General features: G+C 47.5%; 20 protein-coding genes. 12 read left to right on the top strand and 8 right to left on the bottom strand.

The window, feature by feature from the left end; genetic code table 11:
• Positions 1-151 precede the first annotated feature (151 nt).
• The 3 genes from EIZ37_RS22755 (at position 152) to yhbH (ending at position 5,175) form a co-directional block, all read left to right on the top strand.
• Positions 152-2,050 carry a PrkA family serine protein kinase gene (locus tag EIZ37_RS22755; RefSeq protein ID WP_134687059.1) on the top strand — a complete coding sequence of 633 codons (1,899 nt, stop codon included), beginning with the start codon at positions 152-154 and terminating at the stop codon, positions 2,048-2,050.
• Positions 2,051-2,384: 334 nt separating this feature from the next.
• Positions 2,385-3,776 (top strand): Na+/H+ antiporter NhaC, encoded by a 1,392-nt coding sequence (nhaC, locus tag EIZ37_RS22750; protein WP_134687074.1) that lies wholly within the window; start codon positions 2,385-2,387, stop codon positions 3,774-3,776.
• 241 nt (positions 3,777-4,017) lie between these two features.
• Positions 4,018-5,175: a sporulation protein YhbH gene (gene yhbH / locus EIZ37_RS22745; protein ID WP_134687058.1), complete on the top strand. Its 1,158-nt coding sequence runs from the start codon at positions 4,018-4,020 to the stop codon at positions 5,173-5,175.
• 269 nt (positions 5,176-5,444) lie between these two features.
• Here yhbH and EIZ37_RS22740 read toward each other — a convergent pair whose 3' ends face one another.
• Positions 5,445-6,275, bottom strand: a complete 831-nt coding sequence (locus EIZ37_RS22740) for a DUF2935 domain-containing protein (protein WP_134687057.1) — start codon at positions 6,273-6,275, stop codon at positions 5,445-5,447.
• Positions 6,276-6,745: 470 nt separating this feature from the next.
• A complete protein-coding gene (locus EIZ37_RS22735) occupies positions 6,746-7,807 on the bottom strand; it encodes a DUF3231 family protein (protein ID WP_134687056.1) in 1,062 nt (353 codons plus the stop codon).
• Between the two features lie 268 nt (positions 7,808-8,075).
• Here EIZ37_RS22735 and EIZ37_RS22730 point away from each other — a divergent pair, with 268 nt between their 5' ends.
• From EIZ37_RS22730 to phoU, 5 genes are read left to right on the top strand one after another with little or no spacing between them, the layout of a single operon-like run.
• A complete protein-coding gene (locus EIZ37_RS22730; RefSeq protein WP_235828173.1) occupies positions 8,076-8,963 on the top strand; it encodes a phosphate ABC transporter substrate-binding protein in 888 nt (295 codons plus the stop codon).
• Positions 8,964-8,983: 20 nt separating this feature from the next.
• Complete coding sequence (pstC, locus tag EIZ37_RS22725) at positions 8,984-9,841, top strand: phosphate ABC transporter permease subunit PstC (RefSeq protein WP_134687055.1); 858 nt, start codon at positions 8,984-8,986, stop codon at positions 9,839-9,841.
• The gene (gene pstA / locus EIZ37_RS22720) at positions 9,842-10,693 is read left to right on the top strand and encodes a phosphate ABC transporter permease PstA (RefSeq protein WP_134687054.1); all 852 of its coding nucleotides are present in this window, start codon (positions 9,842-9,844) and stop codon (positions 10,691-10,693) included. It begins immediately after the preceding gene.
• A 26-nt stretch (positions 10,694-10,719) separates the two neighbouring features.
• Positions 10,720-11,478 carry a phosphate ABC transporter ATP-binding protein PstB gene (gene pstB / locus EIZ37_RS22715; protein ID WP_235828172.1) on the top strand — a complete coding sequence of 253 codons (759 nt, stop codon included), beginning with the start codon at positions 10,720-10,722 and terminating at the stop codon, positions 11,476-11,478.
• A gap of 29 nt (positions 11,479-11,507) precedes the next feature.
• Positions 11,508-12,167 carry a phosphate signaling complex protein PhoU gene (phoU, locus tag EIZ37_RS22710; protein ID WP_134687052.1) on the top strand — a complete coding sequence of 220 codons (660 nt, stop codon included), beginning with the start codon at positions 11,508-11,510 and terminating at the stop codon, positions 12,165-12,167.
• A gap of 87 nt (positions 12,168-12,254) precedes the next feature.
• Here phoU and EIZ37_RS22705 read toward each other — a convergent pair whose 3' ends face one another.
• Positions 12,255-12,656, bottom strand: a complete 402-nt coding sequence (locus tag EIZ37_RS22705) for a VOC family protein (RefSeq protein WP_134687051.1) — start codon at positions 12,654-12,656, stop codon at positions 12,255-12,257.
• 920 nt (positions 12,657-13,576) lie between these two features.
• On the opposite strand from EIZ37_RS22705, the gene EIZ37_RS22700 reads away from it, so the two are divergent.
• From EIZ37_RS22700 to EIZ37_RS22685, 4 genes are read left to right on the top strand one after another with little or no spacing between them, the layout of a single operon-like run.
• Positions 13,577-14,413 carry a hypothetical protein gene (locus tag EIZ37_RS22700; RefSeq protein ID WP_134687050.1) on the top strand — a complete coding sequence of 279 codons (837 nt, stop codon included), beginning with the start codon at positions 13,577-13,579 and terminating at the stop codon, positions 14,411-14,413.
• Between the two features lie 15 nt (positions 14,414-14,428).
• Entirely contained in the window at positions 14,429-14,818 is a 390-nt protein-coding gene (locus EIZ37_RS22695; protein WP_134687049.1) for a hypothetical protein, read from the top strand.
• Between the two features lie 15 nt (positions 14,819-14,833).
• Positions 14,834-15,178, top strand: coding sequence for a CdiA C-terminal domain-containing protein (locus tag EIZ37_RS22690; RefSeq protein WP_134687048.1), 345 nt, complete (start codon positions 14,834-14,836; stop codon positions 15,176-15,178).
• Between the two features lie 17 nt (positions 15,179-15,195).
• Positions 15,196-15,693 (top strand): SitI3 family protein, encoded by a 498-nt coding sequence (locus EIZ37_RS22685; RefSeq protein ID WP_134687047.1) that lies wholly within the window; start codon positions 15,196-15,198, stop codon positions 15,691-15,693.
• Positions 15,694-16,001: 308 nt separating this feature from the next.
• On the opposite strand, the gene EIZ37_RS22680 is transcribed toward EIZ37_RS22685, so the two are convergent.
• The 5 genes from EIZ37_RS22680 to EIZ37_RS22660 all read right to left on the bottom strand — a co-directional run bounded on the left by EIZ37_RS22680 (position 16,002) and on the right by EIZ37_RS22660 (position 19,768).
• Complete coding sequence (locus EIZ37_RS22680) at positions 16,002-16,406, bottom strand: VOC family protein (RefSeq protein WP_134687046.1); 405 nt, start codon at positions 16,404-16,406, stop codon at positions 16,002-16,004.
• A 743-nt stretch (positions 16,407-17,149) separates the two neighbouring features.
• On the bottom strand, positions 17,150-17,629 hold the full coding sequence (locus EIZ37_RS22675) for a hypothetical protein (RefSeq protein ID WP_134687045.1): 480 nt from the start codon (positions 17,627-17,629) through the stop codon (positions 17,150-17,152).
• Between the two features lie 376 nt (positions 17,630-18,005).
• Entirely contained in the window at positions 18,006-18,200 is a 195-nt protein-coding gene (locus EIZ37_RS22670) for a hypothetical protein (protein WP_134687044.1), read from the bottom strand.
• A 110-nt stretch (positions 18,201-18,310) separates the two neighbouring features.
• Positions 18,311-18,655: a YkgJ family cysteine cluster protein gene (locus tag EIZ37_RS22665; protein WP_134687043.1), complete on the bottom strand. Its 345-nt coding sequence runs from the start codon at positions 18,653-18,655 to the stop codon at positions 18,311-18,313.
• A gap of 171 nt (positions 18,656-18,826) precedes the next feature.
• A complete protein-coding gene (locus EIZ37_RS22660) occupies positions 18,827-19,768 on the bottom strand; it encodes a DMT family transporter (RefSeq protein WP_134687042.1) in 942 nt (313 codons plus the stop codon).
• Positions 19,769-19,837 lie beyond the last annotated feature (69 nt).

The raw sequence follows: 19,837 nt of genomic DNA, 5'->3' as shown, positions 1-19,837 counted from the left end.
TCCTGTAAACAATCGGGTAACTTGGCTAACCTACGCGCATAAACATATGAAAAGGTGTCGAACGTACACGAATGCGATGTTGTGTGCGGACATATATATAGCAGTACATTGTTGAGCGAAAGAGTGAGGGCGAAGAGGAGGAGTGACTAGCATGGATATAATGAGACGGATCGCTGAGCACCGAGCCCGTGAGGAAAAGCTTGCGTGGAGAGGGACGTTCGCTGAATATCTGGAGCTCGTAAGGAAAAACCCCATTATTGCACAGACGGCACATTCCCGCGTGTATAACATGATCAAAAATGCCGGCGTAGAAGAAAATGAAGATGGAAGCCGCTCCTACAGTTTTTTCAGCCGTGAAATGTATGGCTTGGATCGATCGATTGAACGGTTGGTGGAAGAATATTTCCACTCCGCCGCCAGAAGGCTGGATGTCCGCAAACGGATCCTCTTGCTTATGGGACCTGTGAGCGGGGGGAAATCCACGATCGTCACCATGCTCAAGCGAGGCTTGGAGGACTATTCCAAGACCGATGATGGCGCCGTCTACGCTTTGGATGGCTGCCCGATGCAGGAGGAACCGCTGCACCTGATCCCGCGTGAGCTGCGCCCCGAGATTGAAGCGGAGCTGGGCGTCAAGATCGAAGGGGAGCTGACCCCGTACAACCGGATGCGTCTGGAAACCGAGTATGGCGGACGGATCGAGGATTTCCCTGTGCGCCGGATCTTTTTCTCCGAGGCGCAGCGGGTGGGGATCGGCACCTTCAGCCCGTCTGACCCGAAATCCCAGGATATCGCGGATTTGACGGGAAGCATCGATTTTTCGACCATCACCAAGTATGGCTCGGAGTCGGACCCGCGGGCCTATCGTTTCGACGGGGAATTGAACAAAGCCAACCGCGGTCTGATGGAATTCCAGGAGATGCTGAAGTGCGATGAGAAATTCCTCTGGCATCTGCTCTCGCTCACCCAGGAAGGAAACTTCAAAGCGGGCCGCTTTGCCCTCATCTCAGCCGATGAGCTAATCGTGGCGCATACCAATGAATCGGAGTACAAATCGTTCATTAGCAATAAAAAGAATGAAGCGCTGCAGTCCCGGATCATCGTCATGCCGATCCCGTACAATCTCCGTGTCAATGACGAGGAGAAAATCTATTCCAAGCTGATCAAGCAATCCGACCTGGGGCATGTGCACATTGCACCGCACGCCTTGCGCTCCGCTGCCATCTTCTCGATCCTGACCCGTCTCAAGGAATCCAAGAAGCAGGGCGCGGATCTGCTGAAGAAAATGCGCCTCTACAACGGCGAATCGGTGGAAGGTTTCAAAGGCTCCGATTTGGACGAATTGCGCAACGAGCACGCCGATGAGGGCATGGGCGGCATCGATCCGCGCTACGTCATCAACCGGATTTCCAGCGCCTTGATCCGCCGCGATACCGAATGCATCAACGCGTTGGATATTTTACGCGCTTTGAAAGAAGGGCTGGATCAGCATCCATCGATCACGAAGGAGCAGCGGGAGCGGTACTTGAATTTCATCTCGCTTGCCCGCAAAGAGTACGATGAGCTGGCCAAGAAGGAAGTGCAGAAAGCCTTTGTCTACAGCTACGAGGAGTCGGCCAAGACGATGATGGATAACTATCTGGACAACGTCGAGGCGTATTGCAATATGAACCGCCTGCGTGATCCGGTGACCGGGGAAGAGATGGATCCGGATGAGCGCCTGATGCGTTCGATCGAGGAACAGATCGGCATCTCGGAAAATGCCAAGCGCGCATTCCGTGAAGAGATTTTGATCCGGATCTCCGCTTACGCTCGGAAAGGCAAACGCTTTGACTACAGCACCCATGACCGCCTGCGCGAGGCGATTGAGAAAAAGCTGTTTGCGGATCTGAAGGATGTCGTGAAAATTACGACGTCCAACAAAACGCCGGATGAGCATCAGCTCAAGAAAATCAACGAAGTTACCAAGCGCTTGATCGAGGAGCACAGCTATTGCCCGATTTGCGCGAATGAACTGCTGAGGTATGTCGGCAGCCTGTTGAATCGTTAAGTGACCAGAAGGCCTGTCTTTCGGTTTGATGAACCGGGGGATGGGTCTTTTTTTGTGGATAAAAATTCTTATCCACATAAGTGCTACGAAGGCTCCGCAAAAGGCTTGGAGCAGACAAGTTTTCTATCGGAAAAGTCCTATTTATCTTAATAGGCTGTTAATTATAACTAGACTGTATATTTTCAATCGTATTGTATATTGTGAATGGTTGCTGTAAAATACAAAAATACTTTAGCGCTTAAAAGCAAACAAGCATAAAAGCATAAAAGTGTAAAGGTGCGCAATATTCAAGATGGAGGAAGTAAACATGAAAGCAACAATCGAAACAGATAAAATCGTATCGCAAAGGCAAGCGATCGGCATCATGATCGTTCTTTGCGCGGTCATGGCTGCATTTATCGGCGGATTGAAGGCAGCGCCTCAGGTACCGCTGCTCCTGTGCCTGCTCTGTTTTATCGTTTTTGGCATGTGGATGAAAAGCCCGTGGGAGCGGGTAGAGAAGGCACTCCGCGATGGAATCACGCCGGGGATTCCCGCCATTTTTATTTTCATCCTGATCGGTGTATTGATCGCGGTGTGGATCGCCAGCGGAACCATCCCTTCCATGCTGGTCTACGGGCTCCAGTTGTTATCCTCGGAATATCTCCTGGTGACGAGCTTCGTGCTGACGTTGATCGTAGGCTCTTGCATCGGCAGTGCGTTTACGACGGTCGCGACCATTGGCGTCGCGTTATTGGGGATTGGGCATATTTATGGCATTCCCCTACCGCTGCTCGCCGGTGCGGTCATCTCGGGTGCCTTTTTCGGGGACAAGATGTCGCCCCTGTCCGATACGACCAACCTGGCCGCGAGCATTTCCGGTGTGGATATGTTTCAGCATATCCGGCATATGATGTGGACCACGGTTCCAGCGATGCTGATCTCCTTGCTGCTCTTTCTGCTGCTGGGGAATCAGGTGCAAGCGCAAGTGGAATCTCAGCAAATCAGCGTAATTGTCGAGACCATTTCACAGGTAGCCTTTATCCATTGGGTGACGCTGCTGCCTATCCTCGTACTGGTTGTACTGGCGTGGAAAAAGGTCTCGGCGGTGCCAACCTTGCTTGCCGGAATTGTTGCAGGACTGCTGCTTCTCTTTTTCACCAATGATACCGTGACGTGGTCATCCCTTGTGGGGATCATGCAGGATGGTTTCGTTGCGCAAACGGGCGTTGAGGAAGTGGATAGACTGCTGTCCCGCGGCGGTATCCAGAGCATGATGTGGTCGGTGTCGCTGGTGCTGCTTTCCCTTGGTTTGGGTGGGCTGCTGCAGGAATTTGGCGTGATTCAGCGTCTGGTCGAGCCGATGCTGGGAGTCGCCAGCAGAGCGAAGCTGATCTTCTCTACCGCCCTGTCGGCGATCGGGGTGAATGTGCTGATCGGGGAGCAGTATCTCAGCATTTTGCTGCCGGGGAAAATGTTCAAGGACCGGTATGAAGAGGCCGGGCTGGACAGCGTGAACATGTCGCGCGTATTGGAGGATGCCGGTACGGTCGTGAACCCGTTGATCCCGTGGGGCGTGAGCGGGGTGTTTGTCTCCGGGGTGCTGGGGGTGTCTACCTTGGAGTATTTGCCGTATGGGTTCTTTTGCCTGCTTTGTCCGGTCATTACGATGGTTTGTGGGGTGACTGGGTGGGGGATCCTCCCCAAAAGGGCGCAGTCAACGGATCGTTCGCAGAAGGTCCACTAACCATACCGTAACATGAGAAGGCTAACGCTATCTGGTACGACGCGTTAGCTTTTTCCTTCTATGAAATTGCAGTTGCAATCGCCTTTTCCCAAATTGCCGGTCAACTTCCCGCCAGACAAAGCATAAAAATAAGAAAAGATGCTGCAAACGAATGGCAAGGCTGATTGGGTCATATAAATGAAACCACAGGTCCAGTGAATCGATAAATCCGGCGTCATGGCGCCAGTAGGGAGGCGGTTGCATGGAAGACTCATCATCGTTTGTCGTCTCCAGGGAAGATTGGTCGCTTCATCGCAAAGGCCATCAGGATCAAGCCAGACACCAAGAGAAAGTGAAGGAAGCGATCAAGAAGAACCTTCCCGAGCTCGTGAGTGAGGAAAACATCATCATGTCCAACGGTCGGGATGTCGTCAAAATTCCGATTCGTTCACTTGATGAATATCGGTTTCGCTACAATTTTCAAAAAGGCAAGCATGCTGGCCAGGGCAAAGGGGACAGCAAGGTAGGCGATGTCGTCGCCAAGGATGGGGAACCCGCAGACGGCCCGGGCAAAGGGCAAGGAGCGGGCGATCAGCCGGGCGTCGATTATTATGAAGCGGAAATCACAGTGGAAGAGCTGGAAACGATGCTGTTCGCCGAGCTGGAGCTGCCTAACCTGCGGCCAAAGGATGAGCAGCAGATCATCGTGGAAGAAACGCGCTTCAATGATGTGCGCAAAAAAGGCTTGATGGGTAATATCGACAAACGGCGCACGCTGCTCTCGGCGATCCGGCGCAATGCACTCGCGGGATACGATGACTTTGAGCTGGGGATCACCGACGAAGACCTTCGTTTCAAGACGTGGGAGGAGATCGTCAAGCCGCACTCCAATGCCGTCATTATTGCCATGATGGATACGTCCGGCTCGATGGGCGTCTTCGAAAAATACATCGCCCGCAGCTTCTTCTTCTGGATGCTTCGCTTTTTGCGGACCAAATATGAGAAGGTGGAAATGACGTTTATCGCCCATCATACGGAAGCGAAGGAAGTGCCGGAGGACGTCTTTTTCTCCAAAGGGGAGAGCGGAGGAACCATCTGCTCATCCGCCTATAAAAAGGCGTTGGAGATCATCGACTCGCGCTATCCGACGTCGCAGTACAATATATACCCGTTTCATTTTTCCGATGGCGACAACCTCACCTCAGACAATGAGCGCTGCGTCAAACTGGTCAAGGAGCTGATGGATCGCTGCAATATGTTTGGGTATGGGGAGGTCAATCAGTATAATCGGCATTCGACGCTCATGTCAGCTTACCGGCACATTCGCGATCCAAAATTCATGCATTGCGTGATCCGGGAAAAGGGCGAGGTGTATAAGGCGCTGCGGACGTTTTTTGGGAAGCAGGAAGCAACTGTATAAGTGGACATCATCTTATGCTGAAAAAATCGTCGAGATCACCTCGGCGATTTTTTTATGCACCGTGCGTTTCAATTTGGCCAAATCTGGAGATAGCTCCCCATAATAGACATCTATCGAATATGAGGGGATCCTATGAACCGGGTATGGGCGTTTTCCTCCTCGAAGGTAGGAGATCTTAATAAGTATTGATAAACAGAGAGCCATCCTTTTGACGAAACAAAAAAAGGACTCGTAAATTATGATTACGAATCCTTTTCGACAAAACACGATCAATGCATGCCGGATTCCATGATGATTTCCCGTTGAGGACCGAAGTCTCCGGACAACGCTGCTTCAAATGCATCAAGTATTTCAAGAAAACGCGATGCTTCTCTAAAAACATGATCTGCCAGTAGGGGTGGAATAATACTTTTAATACGGCATGCTTCAATCAGATCGCGAGCTGTTCTTTTGAAATCACGCAATTGCCGCACCGATACCCGGTTCTGGTCCACAAATTGGCTCAACAATGGCTGGGTTTGGGACTGCGGTTTCATGGAATCGAGATCAATGGCTTGAAATACCAGTTGATCAAAATCGTGACTAAATTCTCGTGCCTGCTCTACAAGTTTTCGTTCGGACGGATCAAGCAAATGATTAATGAACTTTGCATGGTCCGCCATTATTTTTAGGAAGAATACATTTTCGTTAATAATGGCATCCGGAAGTGGATCGAGAGTGCCTGTATTTAGTTGCTCGAGACGTCGCATAAAGTATGCAGCTTCTCTACTTACATGGTCTACCAGCAGTGGCAGGTTGCTTCCGCCGATTTGACATCTCAAAATGAGGCCAAGTACACGACGTTTAAAAACATAAATGTGGCAAACAGCATTATGAACAACATTATTGAATTCAATAATTCTGCGCGGATCAACGTCTGTTGTGAAAGCACGAGATTGGTTTTCGATGTTTTCAAAAATCGCATAAAAGCGATTGGCTTCATCAATCAATTGCGTATCATCACAATTGAATCCTAACCGTAGAAATAGAGAATGTTCCTTCATAATTCTTGACCAAAAACGAATTTCATCTAACGACCTTGCAACGAATGCATCTGCCATATAACTCCTCCTCATATTTGCGGCGGTTCCCAGTATTTGTTTGGAGGACAACAGATGGTAGTACCAAGTATCGATTTTATCTAAATTTGTACGTGTAGAATCTGAACTCCTCCTGGGTATTGGGTACTCTGTATTTCTATGCGTTTACCCAACTCAGGGAATAGGCTGTAACCTAATATGTATTGGTTACAAACGCCCAATTTTCTAAACGTAATGAAGCTGACGGTGGCCTGTCAGCTTTACCAGATCAACGTGCAGCATGCTCTTTGACACGTGTGATTGCCGTAGCCGGTCCCAAAGTAACAAAAAAGTGACGGACGTAAAAATGTTCGACCTTTAGTTGGTTCCCCAGCAATGTCTGCAGCAATTGAACCAATGGTAATCCCTGTCTACGCAATTAAAAAATGTGAATCCCCATTCCTGTAAGCCAAGAATGAGGATCTCCATTGTTTGTTATTCCCTTTGCTAGGTTAATTCCGATCAGAGACCAGAGCACTCCGGTCGACTGCCTGGGGAGGCTGCTCCAACCAACCATGTTCAATCAGGATATTCGCTCCATCCTCGACATAGTTGGCAACTTCCGCAAGAAAACGGACATATTTCGTAGCCACATCATGTCTCGCGCACATCGATACCGCATTGCCATAGGCTCTGATTCGAACCGCATACATATCCAACTTATGAAACAGCATTAATCGATCCGAAAAAGGGGCAGTAGTCGAGGTTGTCACCAACCGGTCTAAGAGGGAATGGGAGGTTAGCCCCTCCTTTTGCAGGATATTGCTGAAAGTGTCGTAATGCTGGGTGGCTATTTCTATCCCTCTCCGAAAATAGGCCTTTGCCTGATTGGATCTCGCTACCTGACTGAAGCCAATCAAAACGGCTTTGCTCGTCGCATTATTTTCCACATTATCGTAAAGATGTGTAATCTCAAGAGCTTGCAGCGGTCTGACTCTGCCAAGAAAGCCATTGAGATAGCTATGTTGCTCGATAAAATCGACGTTTTCAGGATAGGGAATATAGGGTGCCTTGTCCATGAATCCTTTTTTAAGCAATACAATGTTTACCAGATTAATGAGCTTGACGGTCTGATCAATACATTGTGTAAAGAACGCGCGTATATCGGATCTGGTTACCAACGGAACCGCGATTCCATACAGACTGATTCCCGCTTTGCTCACATATTTCAAGTAGTGAAGGTAAAATTCGTCTTCAAATAATCGCGGCGCTGTGATGTCGACATCCTCTTTTGTGAAACCTGTGGGAATCGGGTAGTTTTCTTTCACATAGATCCCTTTGATCGCTTGTATAAATTGTCTAGACAAACCGAGTGCCTTCTCCAGAACCATCTTGATTTCCTGATCCTCAACATGATTGAGCATATAGCTTAAGACGCAATCCGACATGGTATTCCCAACGTATGTAGCCCAAAGCTTCCCTTGCTCAGCGGACGTTAATTTATCATGATCATTTTGACTTAAGTTTTCTGATTGCTCAAAGAGACGATCTTTCCCATCCAGAATGGTTTCCACAAAGGACCCCTCCGTCCAAAAATTTTCCTTATCATTTTCACCAGTTAATGGCCGAGGTATGTTTCCTATATATGGATTTGGCTTGGCGGCAACCATGGAATCTCTATTAAATGCGAATGCTGTCATCCATTCGCCTTGCGAAAAAGCTCTGTCTCTCAGACATAGCTTTTTTCTTTTGCCTTATAACAGCCTTACCAATTTCAGTGGATACACTCTCCTATACAAGGAAATAACAAGATTGTATTCATCGGATAAAGGAGGCAAACACGTGAAAAAGAGTGGATATCGCAACTTCATGTCCATCCTGTTAACCGGTCTTTTACTGGCAGGCTGCGGCACCGCGAACAACAATCAGCCGGCTCCAAGCGGCAATCAAGGAGCTGCACCGGCTCCAGCGCCAGCAGGGGGACAGCTTTCCGGAAAAATTACGGCGTCCGGCTCTACGGCATTGCTCCCATTGGTGAAGCAGGCCGCGAATGAATTTCAAAAGCAAAATCCGAATCTGACCATCGACGTGTCTGGGGGAGGCTCAGGCACAGGGCTCAAACAGGTTGCGGAAGGCACGGTCAACATCGGGAATTCGGACGTGGAGGCAGGAAGCGAATTTCCTGGTTTGGTCGATCATCAAGTGGCCATCGCTCCATTTGTCCTGATCGTCAACAAAAGCGTGACGGTCGACAATCTGACGAAGGAGCAGGCTGGTCGGATCTTTACGGGGGAAATCAAAAACTGGAAGGAAGTAGGCGGTCAGGATGAAAAAATCACCATTATCGGACGCGCGGAATCATCCGGCTCCCGCAAGCTGATCAAGCAGCTCGTCCTTCCGGAAGGCAAAGACTTTGCCAAGGAATCCATCGTGCAAGACTCCTCCGGCTCTCTGCGGACGGCGGTTGACCAGACAAGCGGAGCGATCGGGTACGTCGATGCTCCCTATGCCACTGGAAACGTAAAGATCCTGAAATTCGATGGAGTCGAATATACGCCCGACAACGTGGTTAACGGCACGTACAAGCTGTTTGCCTATGAGCATATGTACACAAAAGGCGAACCTGACGCGAATACAAAAGCGTTCCTGGATTATATCCTCTCCGATGAATTCCAGGGCACCTACGTGGAGCAGCTGAAATTTGTCTCCGTGAATAAAGGCAAGAAATAGCGGATAAAGGGGCAAAGGCCATGTCCAAACGAACTGACCGCTTGATGAGAGGAGTCTTTATCGCAAGCGCGACTTTCGTCAGCATCATCATCTTTTCGATCATCCTGTTTGTCGGGAAACAGGGTGTCCAGACATTTCGCGATGTCAGTCCAGCGGAGTTCTTTTTCAGCACCGATTGGACCCCCTTGGAAAATCGGTACGGCGCTCTCGTTTTTATCCTGGGGTCGTTTCTTTTAACGGGACTGGCCCTGCTTTTCGCCGTACCCTTTGCCGTGGGGGGAGCGATTTTTCTGGCAAAATACGCTCCGTCGTGGGTGCGTGAGATTCTCCGGCCAGCCGTCGATTTATTTGTCGGGATTCCCTCCGTTGTCTATGGCCTTGTCGGTCTTACGGTATTTGTCCCGTGGATCGGGAAGGCAACGGGAACGGCTGGATTTGGCGTTTTGGCAGCGGCCCTCATTTTAGCCATCATGATTCTGCCGACGATCCTGAGCGTGAGTGAAGATGCATTGCGCACGATATCGCGCTCATTGGAAGAAGGGTCCTACGCATTAGGGGCCACGCGCTGGCAAACCATCCGTCTTGTATTGCTACCTGCGGCCAGTCCAGGCGTCCTTACCGGAATCATCCTGGGGATGGGGAGGGCAATCGGAGAGGCGATGGCGGTGCAGATGGTCATCGGAAACGCTCCTTTGCTGCCGACAGGGCCGGGAAGCCCCACCTCCGTATTGACGACGGAAATCGTCAAGGATATGCCGAACTCCATTTTCGGCAGTACGGTCAACAATGCGCTGTTTCTCATGTCTCTTGTTTTGCTGCTGGTTTCCCTGGTGTTGATCTTGTTGATACGCGTGATTGCTTCGCGGAGGGAGGTATAGATGGGGAAGCTTTCTGATCGTGTGGCGACGATCTTGCTTTGGTTCATTGGACTTTCGATTCTGGCCATTTTGTTCTGGTTCCTTTACCGGATTTTATCGCAAGGGCTGCCGCATCTCGCTCCTCGATTCGTCTTCGGTATGCCGGAAGAAATCCTGCCTGGTGGCGGGGTGGGGCCGCAATTGTTCAACTCGTTCTATATCCTGCTTCTGTCTTTGGCGATTTCCATTCCGCTGGGGATTGGGGCAGGCGTATGGTTAGCCGAATACGCCAAGAAGCACTGGTTTACCGATTTGATCAGGCTGTCCACGGAGATGCTGGCTTCCGTTCCGTCCATCGTCTTCGGGTTGTTTGGCATGCTGGTCTTTGTGACCGTACTGGGACTCGGGTTCTCGATTATTGGCGGCGCATTAACCTTGTCCTTGCTCAACTTGCCGATCCTAGTACGGGTCACAGAGGAAACGCTCCGCGGTCTGCCGGGCTCCTACCGCGAGGCAAGCGCAGCGTTAGGCGCAACCAAATGGCAGACGATCAAATCCGTGCTGCTTCCTACCTCGCTCTTGGGCTTAATCACCGGGATTACGCTGGTAGCCGGTCGGGCTTTGGGAGAATCCGCGATCCTGATTTTCACAGCAGGGGTGTCCGTTTCCCGCTTTGCTCCTGATTTCAATGTATTCGCTTCCGGCGAGACCTTGTCCGTGCATCTGTGGTATGTCTTGTCCGAGGGATTGGTTCCGGACGCGCGTGAGATCGCAGAGGGATCAGCTGCCCTGCTTGTCTTAGTCATTCTGATTATCAATTTATGCCTGGCTTTGCCATTTCGCTATTGGTACCGACGTTCAAGCGGAAGGTAAGGATAGGAGGAGGGGAGGGCTACTTTTTGACGTCCGAAAAAATACGCGTCCAGGATTTGAACTTGTATTACGGTGATAACCAAGCCCTGCATGACATACAATTATCGGTAAAGAAAGGATCCATCACAGCTTTTATTGGACCATCCGGCTGCGGCAAATCGACCTTGCTGCGCACATTGAACCGGATGAATGATCTGATCGATAATGTGCGGATTACGGGAAAAGTGTATGTGGATGAGCAAAACATCTACGACAACCAGGTAGATGTCGTCCAGCTGCGAAAGCATGTAGGGATGGTTTTTCAGCGTCCGAATCCATTCCCCATGTCGATCTACGACAATATCGCGTACGGCCCCCGCATCCATGGGATCAAGAAGAAACGGGATTTGGATGAGATCGTGGAGCGCTCTCTGCAGCAAGCGGCGCTATGGAATGAGGTGAAAGACCGTCTGAAAAAATCCGCCCTGGGGTTGTCCGGGGGACAGCAGCAGCGGCTCTGTATCGCCCGCATGCTGGCGGTTGATCCCGATGTGCTGCTCATGGATGAACCGACTTCCGCTCTGGATCCGATCTCTACGCTAAAAGTAGAAGAGCTGACCCAGACGCTCAAATCCCGTTATACCATTATCATCGTTACCCACAATATGCAGCAGGCAGCCCGTATCTCGGACTATACGGTCTTTTTTCTGAACGGACATCTTGTGGAGGCCAGTGAAACAAACGCCATTTTTACGAACCCAAAGGACAAGCGGACAGAGGATTATATCACCGGAAGATTCGGGTAGTGAGATAAAAATGAACGGAGGAATGGCTTTTGGAAACCCGATCCAACTTCCACCTATCTCTGGAGCAATTACATACGGATCTGCTTCGCATGGGCCACCGTGTAGAAGAACAAATCCATCGTGGGGTAGACTCCCTCGCGAAGCTGGACATGATGCTGGCGAAAGAGACGATCCAGCTAGATGATGAGATCGATGACATGCTGATTGCGATCGAGGATCATTGTGTGCGGCTGATCGCTTTGCAGCAACCCATCGCAAGGGATCTCCGTCTGATCAGCATGGCGATGAAAATCGTGACCGACCTGGAGCGGATCGGGGATCACGGTGTCGATATCGCCAAAATAACGCTGCAGCTCACGGGAGAAACCCTTGTAAAGCCATTGGTGGACATACCCAAAATGGCTTCGAAGGCGATAGAAATGCTCCATCAGGCGCTGAAGGCGTACATCGATCAGGATGTTTCTCTGGCCGAGCAGCTGGCTCCCATGGACGATGAGGTAGACAAACTGTACAGCGATATTTTTGAGGAAGTTACCTCTCTCATGGGAACGGATCGAGCGACGAACCGCCAGTTATCTCATCTTCTGATGGTCGCCCGTTATCTGGAGCGCATTGCCGATCATGCGACCAATATCGGCGAGTGGGTCATATATGTGGTTACAGGGGAACGAAAAGATTTGAATGTTTGAGCTGTAACGGGCAGGTTAGTTTCAATATGTGTTAATATAATGCATGGTAACGCCGGTGACCTTAAGAAGGTGACCGGCGTTACCATATTAGCGTTTCGGCATTTTGCTCTCATCCATGTACAGCAGGTTCCAGCGGTGACCGTCCAGGTCAGCAAATCCTGCGCCATACATCCAGCCGTCAATTTCACTCGGCTTACCAAAAATGCTTCCTCCTGCAAACTCTACTTTTTGTATAAAGGTATCTACTTCTTCTCTGCTTCCAGCGCCGATGGAAAATATTACCTCCGCACTATGGGAAGTATCTGCGATTTTTGAACCTGTAAACTTCTCAAACGCCGCATCCGGGAACAGCAGAATCGTTGTTTGGTCAATGGCAAGCTTGGCTCTTTCGTTACCTATGCTCACCGCATGGAATCCAATTTCATTGAAAAAGGCAGTTGACCTCTCAACATCTTTGACCGGCAGGTTAATCCAAATCTCCTGTGACATGGCTATACCCCCTAGAATATATTTTCAACTAATCCAACTATACCCTACTTCTGGCAACAGAAGCATCTTATAAAAGAAACCGCAAGGTATTACCTTCAACATACATGTAATCGTCAAATATCGAGGAGCATCTTAAGTAATAAGTAAGATCCCACAATTGAACTAACGGGTACGCTAGCTCAATAAAGCAGCCGTAGTCTAAGACTTCATTTTTCAAGTCATAGAATGCGGCTGTCTTAACTTTAGGGTGAGTCTAGTACTTATTTTTCGTAGTCTGCTGGCTTTGCAATTCAGAATCCGCGTAGGATCAACATAGTCAGTCTAAATTTTTTTTCTTCGAACACATGTCTGAATTAAACAAGGTGTTAGAGGAGATAAGGCAATACCCGTCTGTTGAAATTGTTTTTTGTATAAGACAGCTCATAAATTCGCACGAGGAGTTGCGCAAAGTAAGAATAATAAACTTGTAATCGATCGAGTTGATAAATTATTGAAGGGTCCGTTGCTGTATTCTCGGCTTTTGCCTCTGGTGTTTAAGAACTTTCTTTATTCAAAAGGAGATTTACAAGGCGGTAAAACCGTATCTGTAAACTAATAGAAGGACAAAGAAATATAAATTCTAATGATATCAATAAGAACGAAGCAATCATTACGTTAACATTCTTAAGATGGCTGCAGTCATTTGAGCCGTCTTACTGTACGTAATTCGTTATGCGAAGAGGTTACTGATTCTAATGTCATAGGTGGACTGAGAAAGACAGGAATAAGGAATGATTTCACAAAGTGGTAAATAATGGTTATAATATCATATCAACTTATAATCGTTGGAGTGAATTCATTTTATTTTTTTTGACAAGAAACAGAGTAAAAGAATAACAGGAGTAAAATGTCTGCTACCCCTTATCCTACTCATTTATGTATTGTCGGTACCTTCTTGGGTTCAGGCGTCATCAGGCTATTTTCCTAATTACGATCCACCTCAGTATAAGCCGAAGATCGATCCACTCAAATATCAGCCACCTCAGTTACAACCGCCCGATTATGAAAAAGTCCACTGGGAAAAACCCGATGATCAATCGAAATCATGGGAAGAAACGGTTCAAAACAGTTTGGATCCAAATGTCCCAGGAGGGGACGATCAAACCACCTCCACGTGGGACGCTCTACTTAATCTGATTAGAAAGCAAGAGGGTGGTTTCTTCCACGAAGCAATGTTTGTTGCCTCAGCAATGATAGGTGCGCTGGGTGTCATGGGGGTAAAAAGTGCAACTACCTCAGGAGGGACATCATCGAAAGGAATATGGGGACAACTCTTTCGTCTAGGTGGTTTGCTGACTAGTGGTACATCCATGTTGCACGGGGCTTGGAGCCTTTGGTCATCCAATAAAGGGAAGGTTACTGCAGGTGCCCTAGCTATACTCGTATTAAGTGGGGCCGGTGTGTACTGGTATCAACAGCAGTTTACTCAGGAGCCAATTAACGGGTATGACGCTATAGCAGCAAAGGAACGTTATCAATATTATCTTCTCAGCAAGATGGAAGATTCAGCTACATATATCAAGATCCGGTACGGTGACCAACCCCGGGGCTACTATACAGATGAGCAGGGAATATTACGGGATGCCAACGGTGCCATCGCATGGGATTTTATTGGCCAGTACCAAGAGCGAAATCCTGCCCTCTTTGAGAAGCTTATTTACCCAACAATGGAACATGGAGAGCGTGTAGAATATTGGGGGAAGAAAGTGGCAGAATGAGCATACGCTAACAATATGGATGTTACCGATGCCCTGGACATTGTTTCTTTTGTACCAGAAGAGTTGGAAGAGGAAGTGTTTGTAAACGCAATTGTTCAATTTAATGTGAAGGTAGGTAGAGAAAATGCGGACGCACCCGAGTTTTGGGGTGCTCCTATAGCAGTCGGATCCTTGAAAAATACAGGTAAAACGGTTACAAATGTTGAAAGTGCTACTCAATCACCTAATAATGGTTCGTTGGCTAGTTCTAAGGGGCCGGGTAACGGTAGTAACGTTGCCCCCAATCAGTCTCAAGGTGGGGGGCACTGGGGGGAACCTGGACATATAACAAAACCAGTAAATACTCCTGATCCAAACGCCAACCCACGAGGATACAAAACAACAATAAGAGAAAATATGGATTAAGAGACGAAACGTTCCTTGTCGCGAGAGAATGAAGCTGCAGAGATTCTGACTAAAAAGGGATATGATGTTGAACAGAATCCCAAAATAACGGATTCAAATAAAGATCCTGACTATTTAATCAATGGTACAATCTTTGATTGTTATTCACCTAAAGGTGAGACAACTCCACGTGCAATCGCTTCACAGCTAGAAAAGAAAAAAATAAATAAAGGCCAAACGAGAAGAATTGTTCTCAATCTTGGGGACTGGAATGGGGATGTTGGTGAACTGCAAAAGCAATTTAGGGATTGGCCAATACAGAACTTAGATGAGGTCATCGTAATAACTAAAGATAAATCGATAACCCACATATTACCATAAAAAGGAGGTTAGTACGTGTGGCTCTAGATTACTCTTTTATGTTAGAAGAATTAAAACTATCCAATGAGGATATCTTTGATGAGCTGAAAAAAATGAGTATACCATTAGACGTAAACACAATAAATAAAATACCAAAAGGGATTCAAATAACAGAAACGTATGACACGCTTGGATTTTCTTTAGCGTTAATAGATACTTCTGATTCTTATTATGGTTATGAGTCAGAATACTTCTTGGAAGAATTCAAATGTCAACAAGATTTAAGTTTTAGAATTAACAAGTTCTTTGATTGGGAGAAAGCAATAGTTAATATGCTAACTATTGTATTTGAAATTATGAATAAGGTTCCTCATTCAAATTGTATTTTTGAGTTTAATGGTGATACGGTTTATTTAGCAAGATTTAATGAAGAAATCCATATTAATAATAATACTGGGTTTTGGGATAACGAGAGCTTCAAACAATTTATAAAGCACAGAGAATTTATGTTATTAAAACCAAACGAGAAACTTTAAAAAACCAACATTGATACACGGTTACATCAGTATCTGCCTAGAAGCTGTCGTTGAACTTACGGGTTCGATAGTTGAATAAGAAGCTCAAAGGAATCTGTCTCCATGGGGAGCAGATCCCCTTGCTTCTTCATAAAATGCCGGATTTCATACATAGGTTACTTAAACCAGCTGATAATAATCCGGAAAGCAAGCAGAACTGAAAACAGTAAAGGAGCAGCCGCAGCTGCTCCTTTGACGTGCTCATGGAAATTCTTGCACACTAAATAATAATGACCACAAATTGAGGTCTCACTCACTTCAACTGTTCATCAATGCCTGCCGCTGAACCGTTTGATCGCTTCCTCGGTCACCGGCGCGAAGAGATTAACCAGATTGCCGTCAGGATCGCGAAACAGCACAGCACGGTTCCCCCATGGCATCGTGGTTGGTTCCTTTACCCATTCGTTGACAAACGGCTTCAAGCGCTCGTATTCGGCATCGACATCGATGACGCGGAACTCGAGGATGACAGTGTGATTGTTGGCCGCCACTGCGGAACCATCGCCGAACAGTTGCACCGTCTGGGAGTGGCCGATCGCCAGGGTGCCCGATGGCACAACGAATTCGGCAAAGACGGGCGCGGGGCGTTCCGCTGAAACACCTATGACTTTCTCATAGAACTCGACGAGACGATCCACGTCGTCGGTAATGATGCGTACAGAAGCAAAATGCATGTATTTCCCACTCCTTTATGTTACTTACTCCGATTATAAAAAAACGCTACTGACAATAGTGTGTCAGTAGCGTTTTCATATTTTTTGGACTTACTCCCGAATTCGACTTCGGAATGCGCCAGTACACGATATGGATGCTGCTGCGTTCCAGGTGCACGACTTGGAAAATGAAGTGGAACCTATATTTTACACACAGTTAGAGTTGGAATATGTTCGAATAGCGACGAAGTCACTGGATGATTTTTTTGTATTATTTTTTTATCAGCTCAACAGTTACATGGAGTAGTAAATGATCGCTACCAGTAATGGAAGAAGCAAAAGAGAAATGCTAAAACAGACGATTTTTCTTATCCCCTTTAATGTAAGGGCATAACAAATACCAAAATATGTGATGATGATGGGAACCCCGAAAAGTATTAATAAAGCGGTAAAAATATACCCGGCAATATTCGTAGAGGTATATTCGGAATGTACTAAAAAAAGGAGATAAAAGATAACGACGATAATCCCTAATTTGTAGCGCTTCCTCATTGCTTGCAATCTTTTGAACTTCCCTGGTAAAAAAAGCGTACCTCCTTGGTCTAGAGATATTAAGAAGTAAGCCAATAGAAACATTGCCATGAAAATAAATGCAATGAAGAATACGATCATATGTAATCATCCTAGAGGAATTATAGTAAGAAAGCATCAGTATATCTCAAAGGTACCCGCAAAGGCAAAAAAATCCCCAAATTACGAGGACTTTAAGTAGGAGAATGGGGTCTACCTGGTGAATATGCTGCAGTTAGTACACAAACGACTATGGATAAAGGAGCAGTGATGAGATATAGGGTTGTAAAATACGGAACAGCTTCCGCCTCTGCAAACCCCATTACGCTTCTGTAGGTAACGATCCCGTCTCCTCCTCCGTCTCCCCCGCTTGCTACAAAAAAAGCTGCAATCAGATAGATGAGCACTTTTTCGGATATCGACGGGACGATCCCAACCCATAGCGCTGTTTGTCCGACGGCATGCTTAGCTGTTTTACGGACATAGTAACCTCCGACAATATAAGGCACTACTACCATGAAGCAACCAAGAACAAGACCGGATAGGTCCCTCTGGTGATCGATAGGAAGACCAGTGATGGCGGTATAAGAACGTGCAACAATCATTAATGTAATAAAATAAGCGCCTGTAACGAGAAACCATCCGTTGACAATCTCTTGTTTTATTTTGATCATCCGCGTACCCCACTTTTGTGTTTTCTCTCTCCGTATGACGTCTAAGCCTATGGAAAAGTTATTGGATCCGCGAATTATTTATAAAAATAGAACCCTAGCTGTGCCGCCACGATGGAGAAGCCTTTGCCATGCTCTCCAGCAAAGCCGCTGCCTGAATGTAGGCTTGGAACGGAATAGATACCTGTGTTCATTGCCTCAGGCTAGCCAATAGCGTAAACCAACTTCGTGAAAAAACGGTGAAAAGCAGAATCCTTTTCCGCGGTAGAAGCATAAAAAAAACTCCCCGTTTAGTGAACTGCACCTCCAGTTGTTAGATATGTCTTACAACTAGGGTGCAGTTCATTAGTAGGGAGTTTATGTCTCAATCTCATTTCCGCTAACAGCTGCTGCTGTCATGCCAATGCCGCCTCATCTTCATCTTCTCTGCGTAACGGACGAATTGGTTCTCATGATAGAAATGCTTTTTATAGTAATGAATATGCTTGTGTGGATCCTTATGCTCATAAAACGCTGCCAGCATCTGATACTGCGCCGCTTTTTTGAAATGATATTCCTTTTTATCCTTGTACACACCTATCCCTCCTTTGCGCTCAATTCTTTGCATCATATGCAAAGCGGGGACATGGAGAAAGGGACAAGTACCTATGTCATGAAAATGATGAGAATGACCAGTCGTTGCCCTTAAAAACTCTTCCACAGAAAATCAATACTGAGGTATCCAACGGGCTTTTCCGTAAGAGTAAAGCTCTCTTTTGTTGCCAGCTCCGGTTTGCGGAAACAGACGAGGTCTTTGTGATAGCCAAAAGCGCGGCAAACTTCAGGACGATCGTCATGAATGCCGCATTGATCACGACGCTGATCGTAGAAGATGCAGGTGCCCGGAAATCGTGGTTGATTTTCCAGCTCTTCACGGAGCTTTCGCGGCATCGATTTCATCCGCTTCTGTATTTTTTTCAATTCTTTCTGCGTAATCGGAACAGGCCCGCAGCATAAACCTCGACAACCCTGGCATGGCAATGTCTCCATCTTTCGCACAACTCCCTGCAATGTTTTTCGATCAAAACGCAAAAAAGGGTATGCCCGCGAGCACCCCTTTCTTCAAAACAAAAGCCCCCGAATGCGGAGGCATCATTTCCTAACTGTTACCAACATTATAGCACATATTTCATAGCGAGAGGAATTAGTTTTTTTCCAGTATCAGCTAGCGGCAGCTGCTTTGTTTTTCTCGGCGGGTGCGGCACCCCCGAAGCGGTTGGCGCCAATCACGCCGGCAATGATCATCGCGGCTCCGACCAGATGGTACAGTGTTACTTCTTCGCCAAGAAACAGCGCTCCAGCCCCCAGCGATACAACCGTCGACAGGTTGGAAAACACACTCGCTTTTGACGCCTCGATTTTCGACAAGATGTAGTTGCTGAACACGGATGTCACCAGCGAGGAGAGCACGCCGAGATAAAGAATCGCTACCGTAAACTTACCGGTAAAGAGAGGCGTGAAAAACTGATGGAGGGTCCCGTTGACCGCATGCTTCGTACCGGATAGCAGCAAAAAGGTGACAAAGCCTAGACCCATCATGATATAGCTTAACTCGGCCGGACTGAACTGCTTCGACAGCGAGCGGGAGAGCACGCTGTTTCCGGCAAGCGCCAAGCCGGACAGGAAGAGCAGGAAAATGCCCGTTACGTTTTGCAGGTCAATGCTGTTTCCCTTGATCAGAAAAATCAACAAAACACCCAGCACCGAGAGAATAATGGAGAGCTTCTGCTTGAGATTGGTCTGTTCCTTCAAAAACAGGGAGGCCAGGATCAGAGTCAGCACTGGAGTGAGCGCCAATAAAATCCCACCTTCTGCTGAGGAGGCATACTGCAGCCCAAACGTTTGAAGCGTGAAAAACGAGGTCGGGTAAAATAAGGCAAGCACCAGCACCCACTTCAAGCTTTTTCCGCGATAATCGAGCTTGATTTTGCCGAGGGCAACGGGGATGGACATGACCGCAAATGAAGCGATAAACCGGAAAGCGAGCGTATCCAGCGGATCGGCAGCTTCCAACGCGTATTTGGTAAACAGGAATGAAAAGCCGATAATGATTGCATTCACAGCGGCACATGTATAAGCAAGCCACAATCCTTTATTGTCCATGGGTACGAACTCCTTCGCATTTTGTCTCGCTCCAAAGCTTACGAATCCAGTATACAATTTCTGACAAGA

Source organism: Brevibacillus migulae, assembly GCF_004521915.1.
GTDB lineage: Bacteria > Bacillota > Bacilli > Brevibacillales > Brevibacillaceae > Brevibacillus_F > Brevibacillus_F migulae.
Note: the sequence above shows the minus strand (reverse complement) of the source record. Positions and strands in the feature narration are given on the sequence as shown.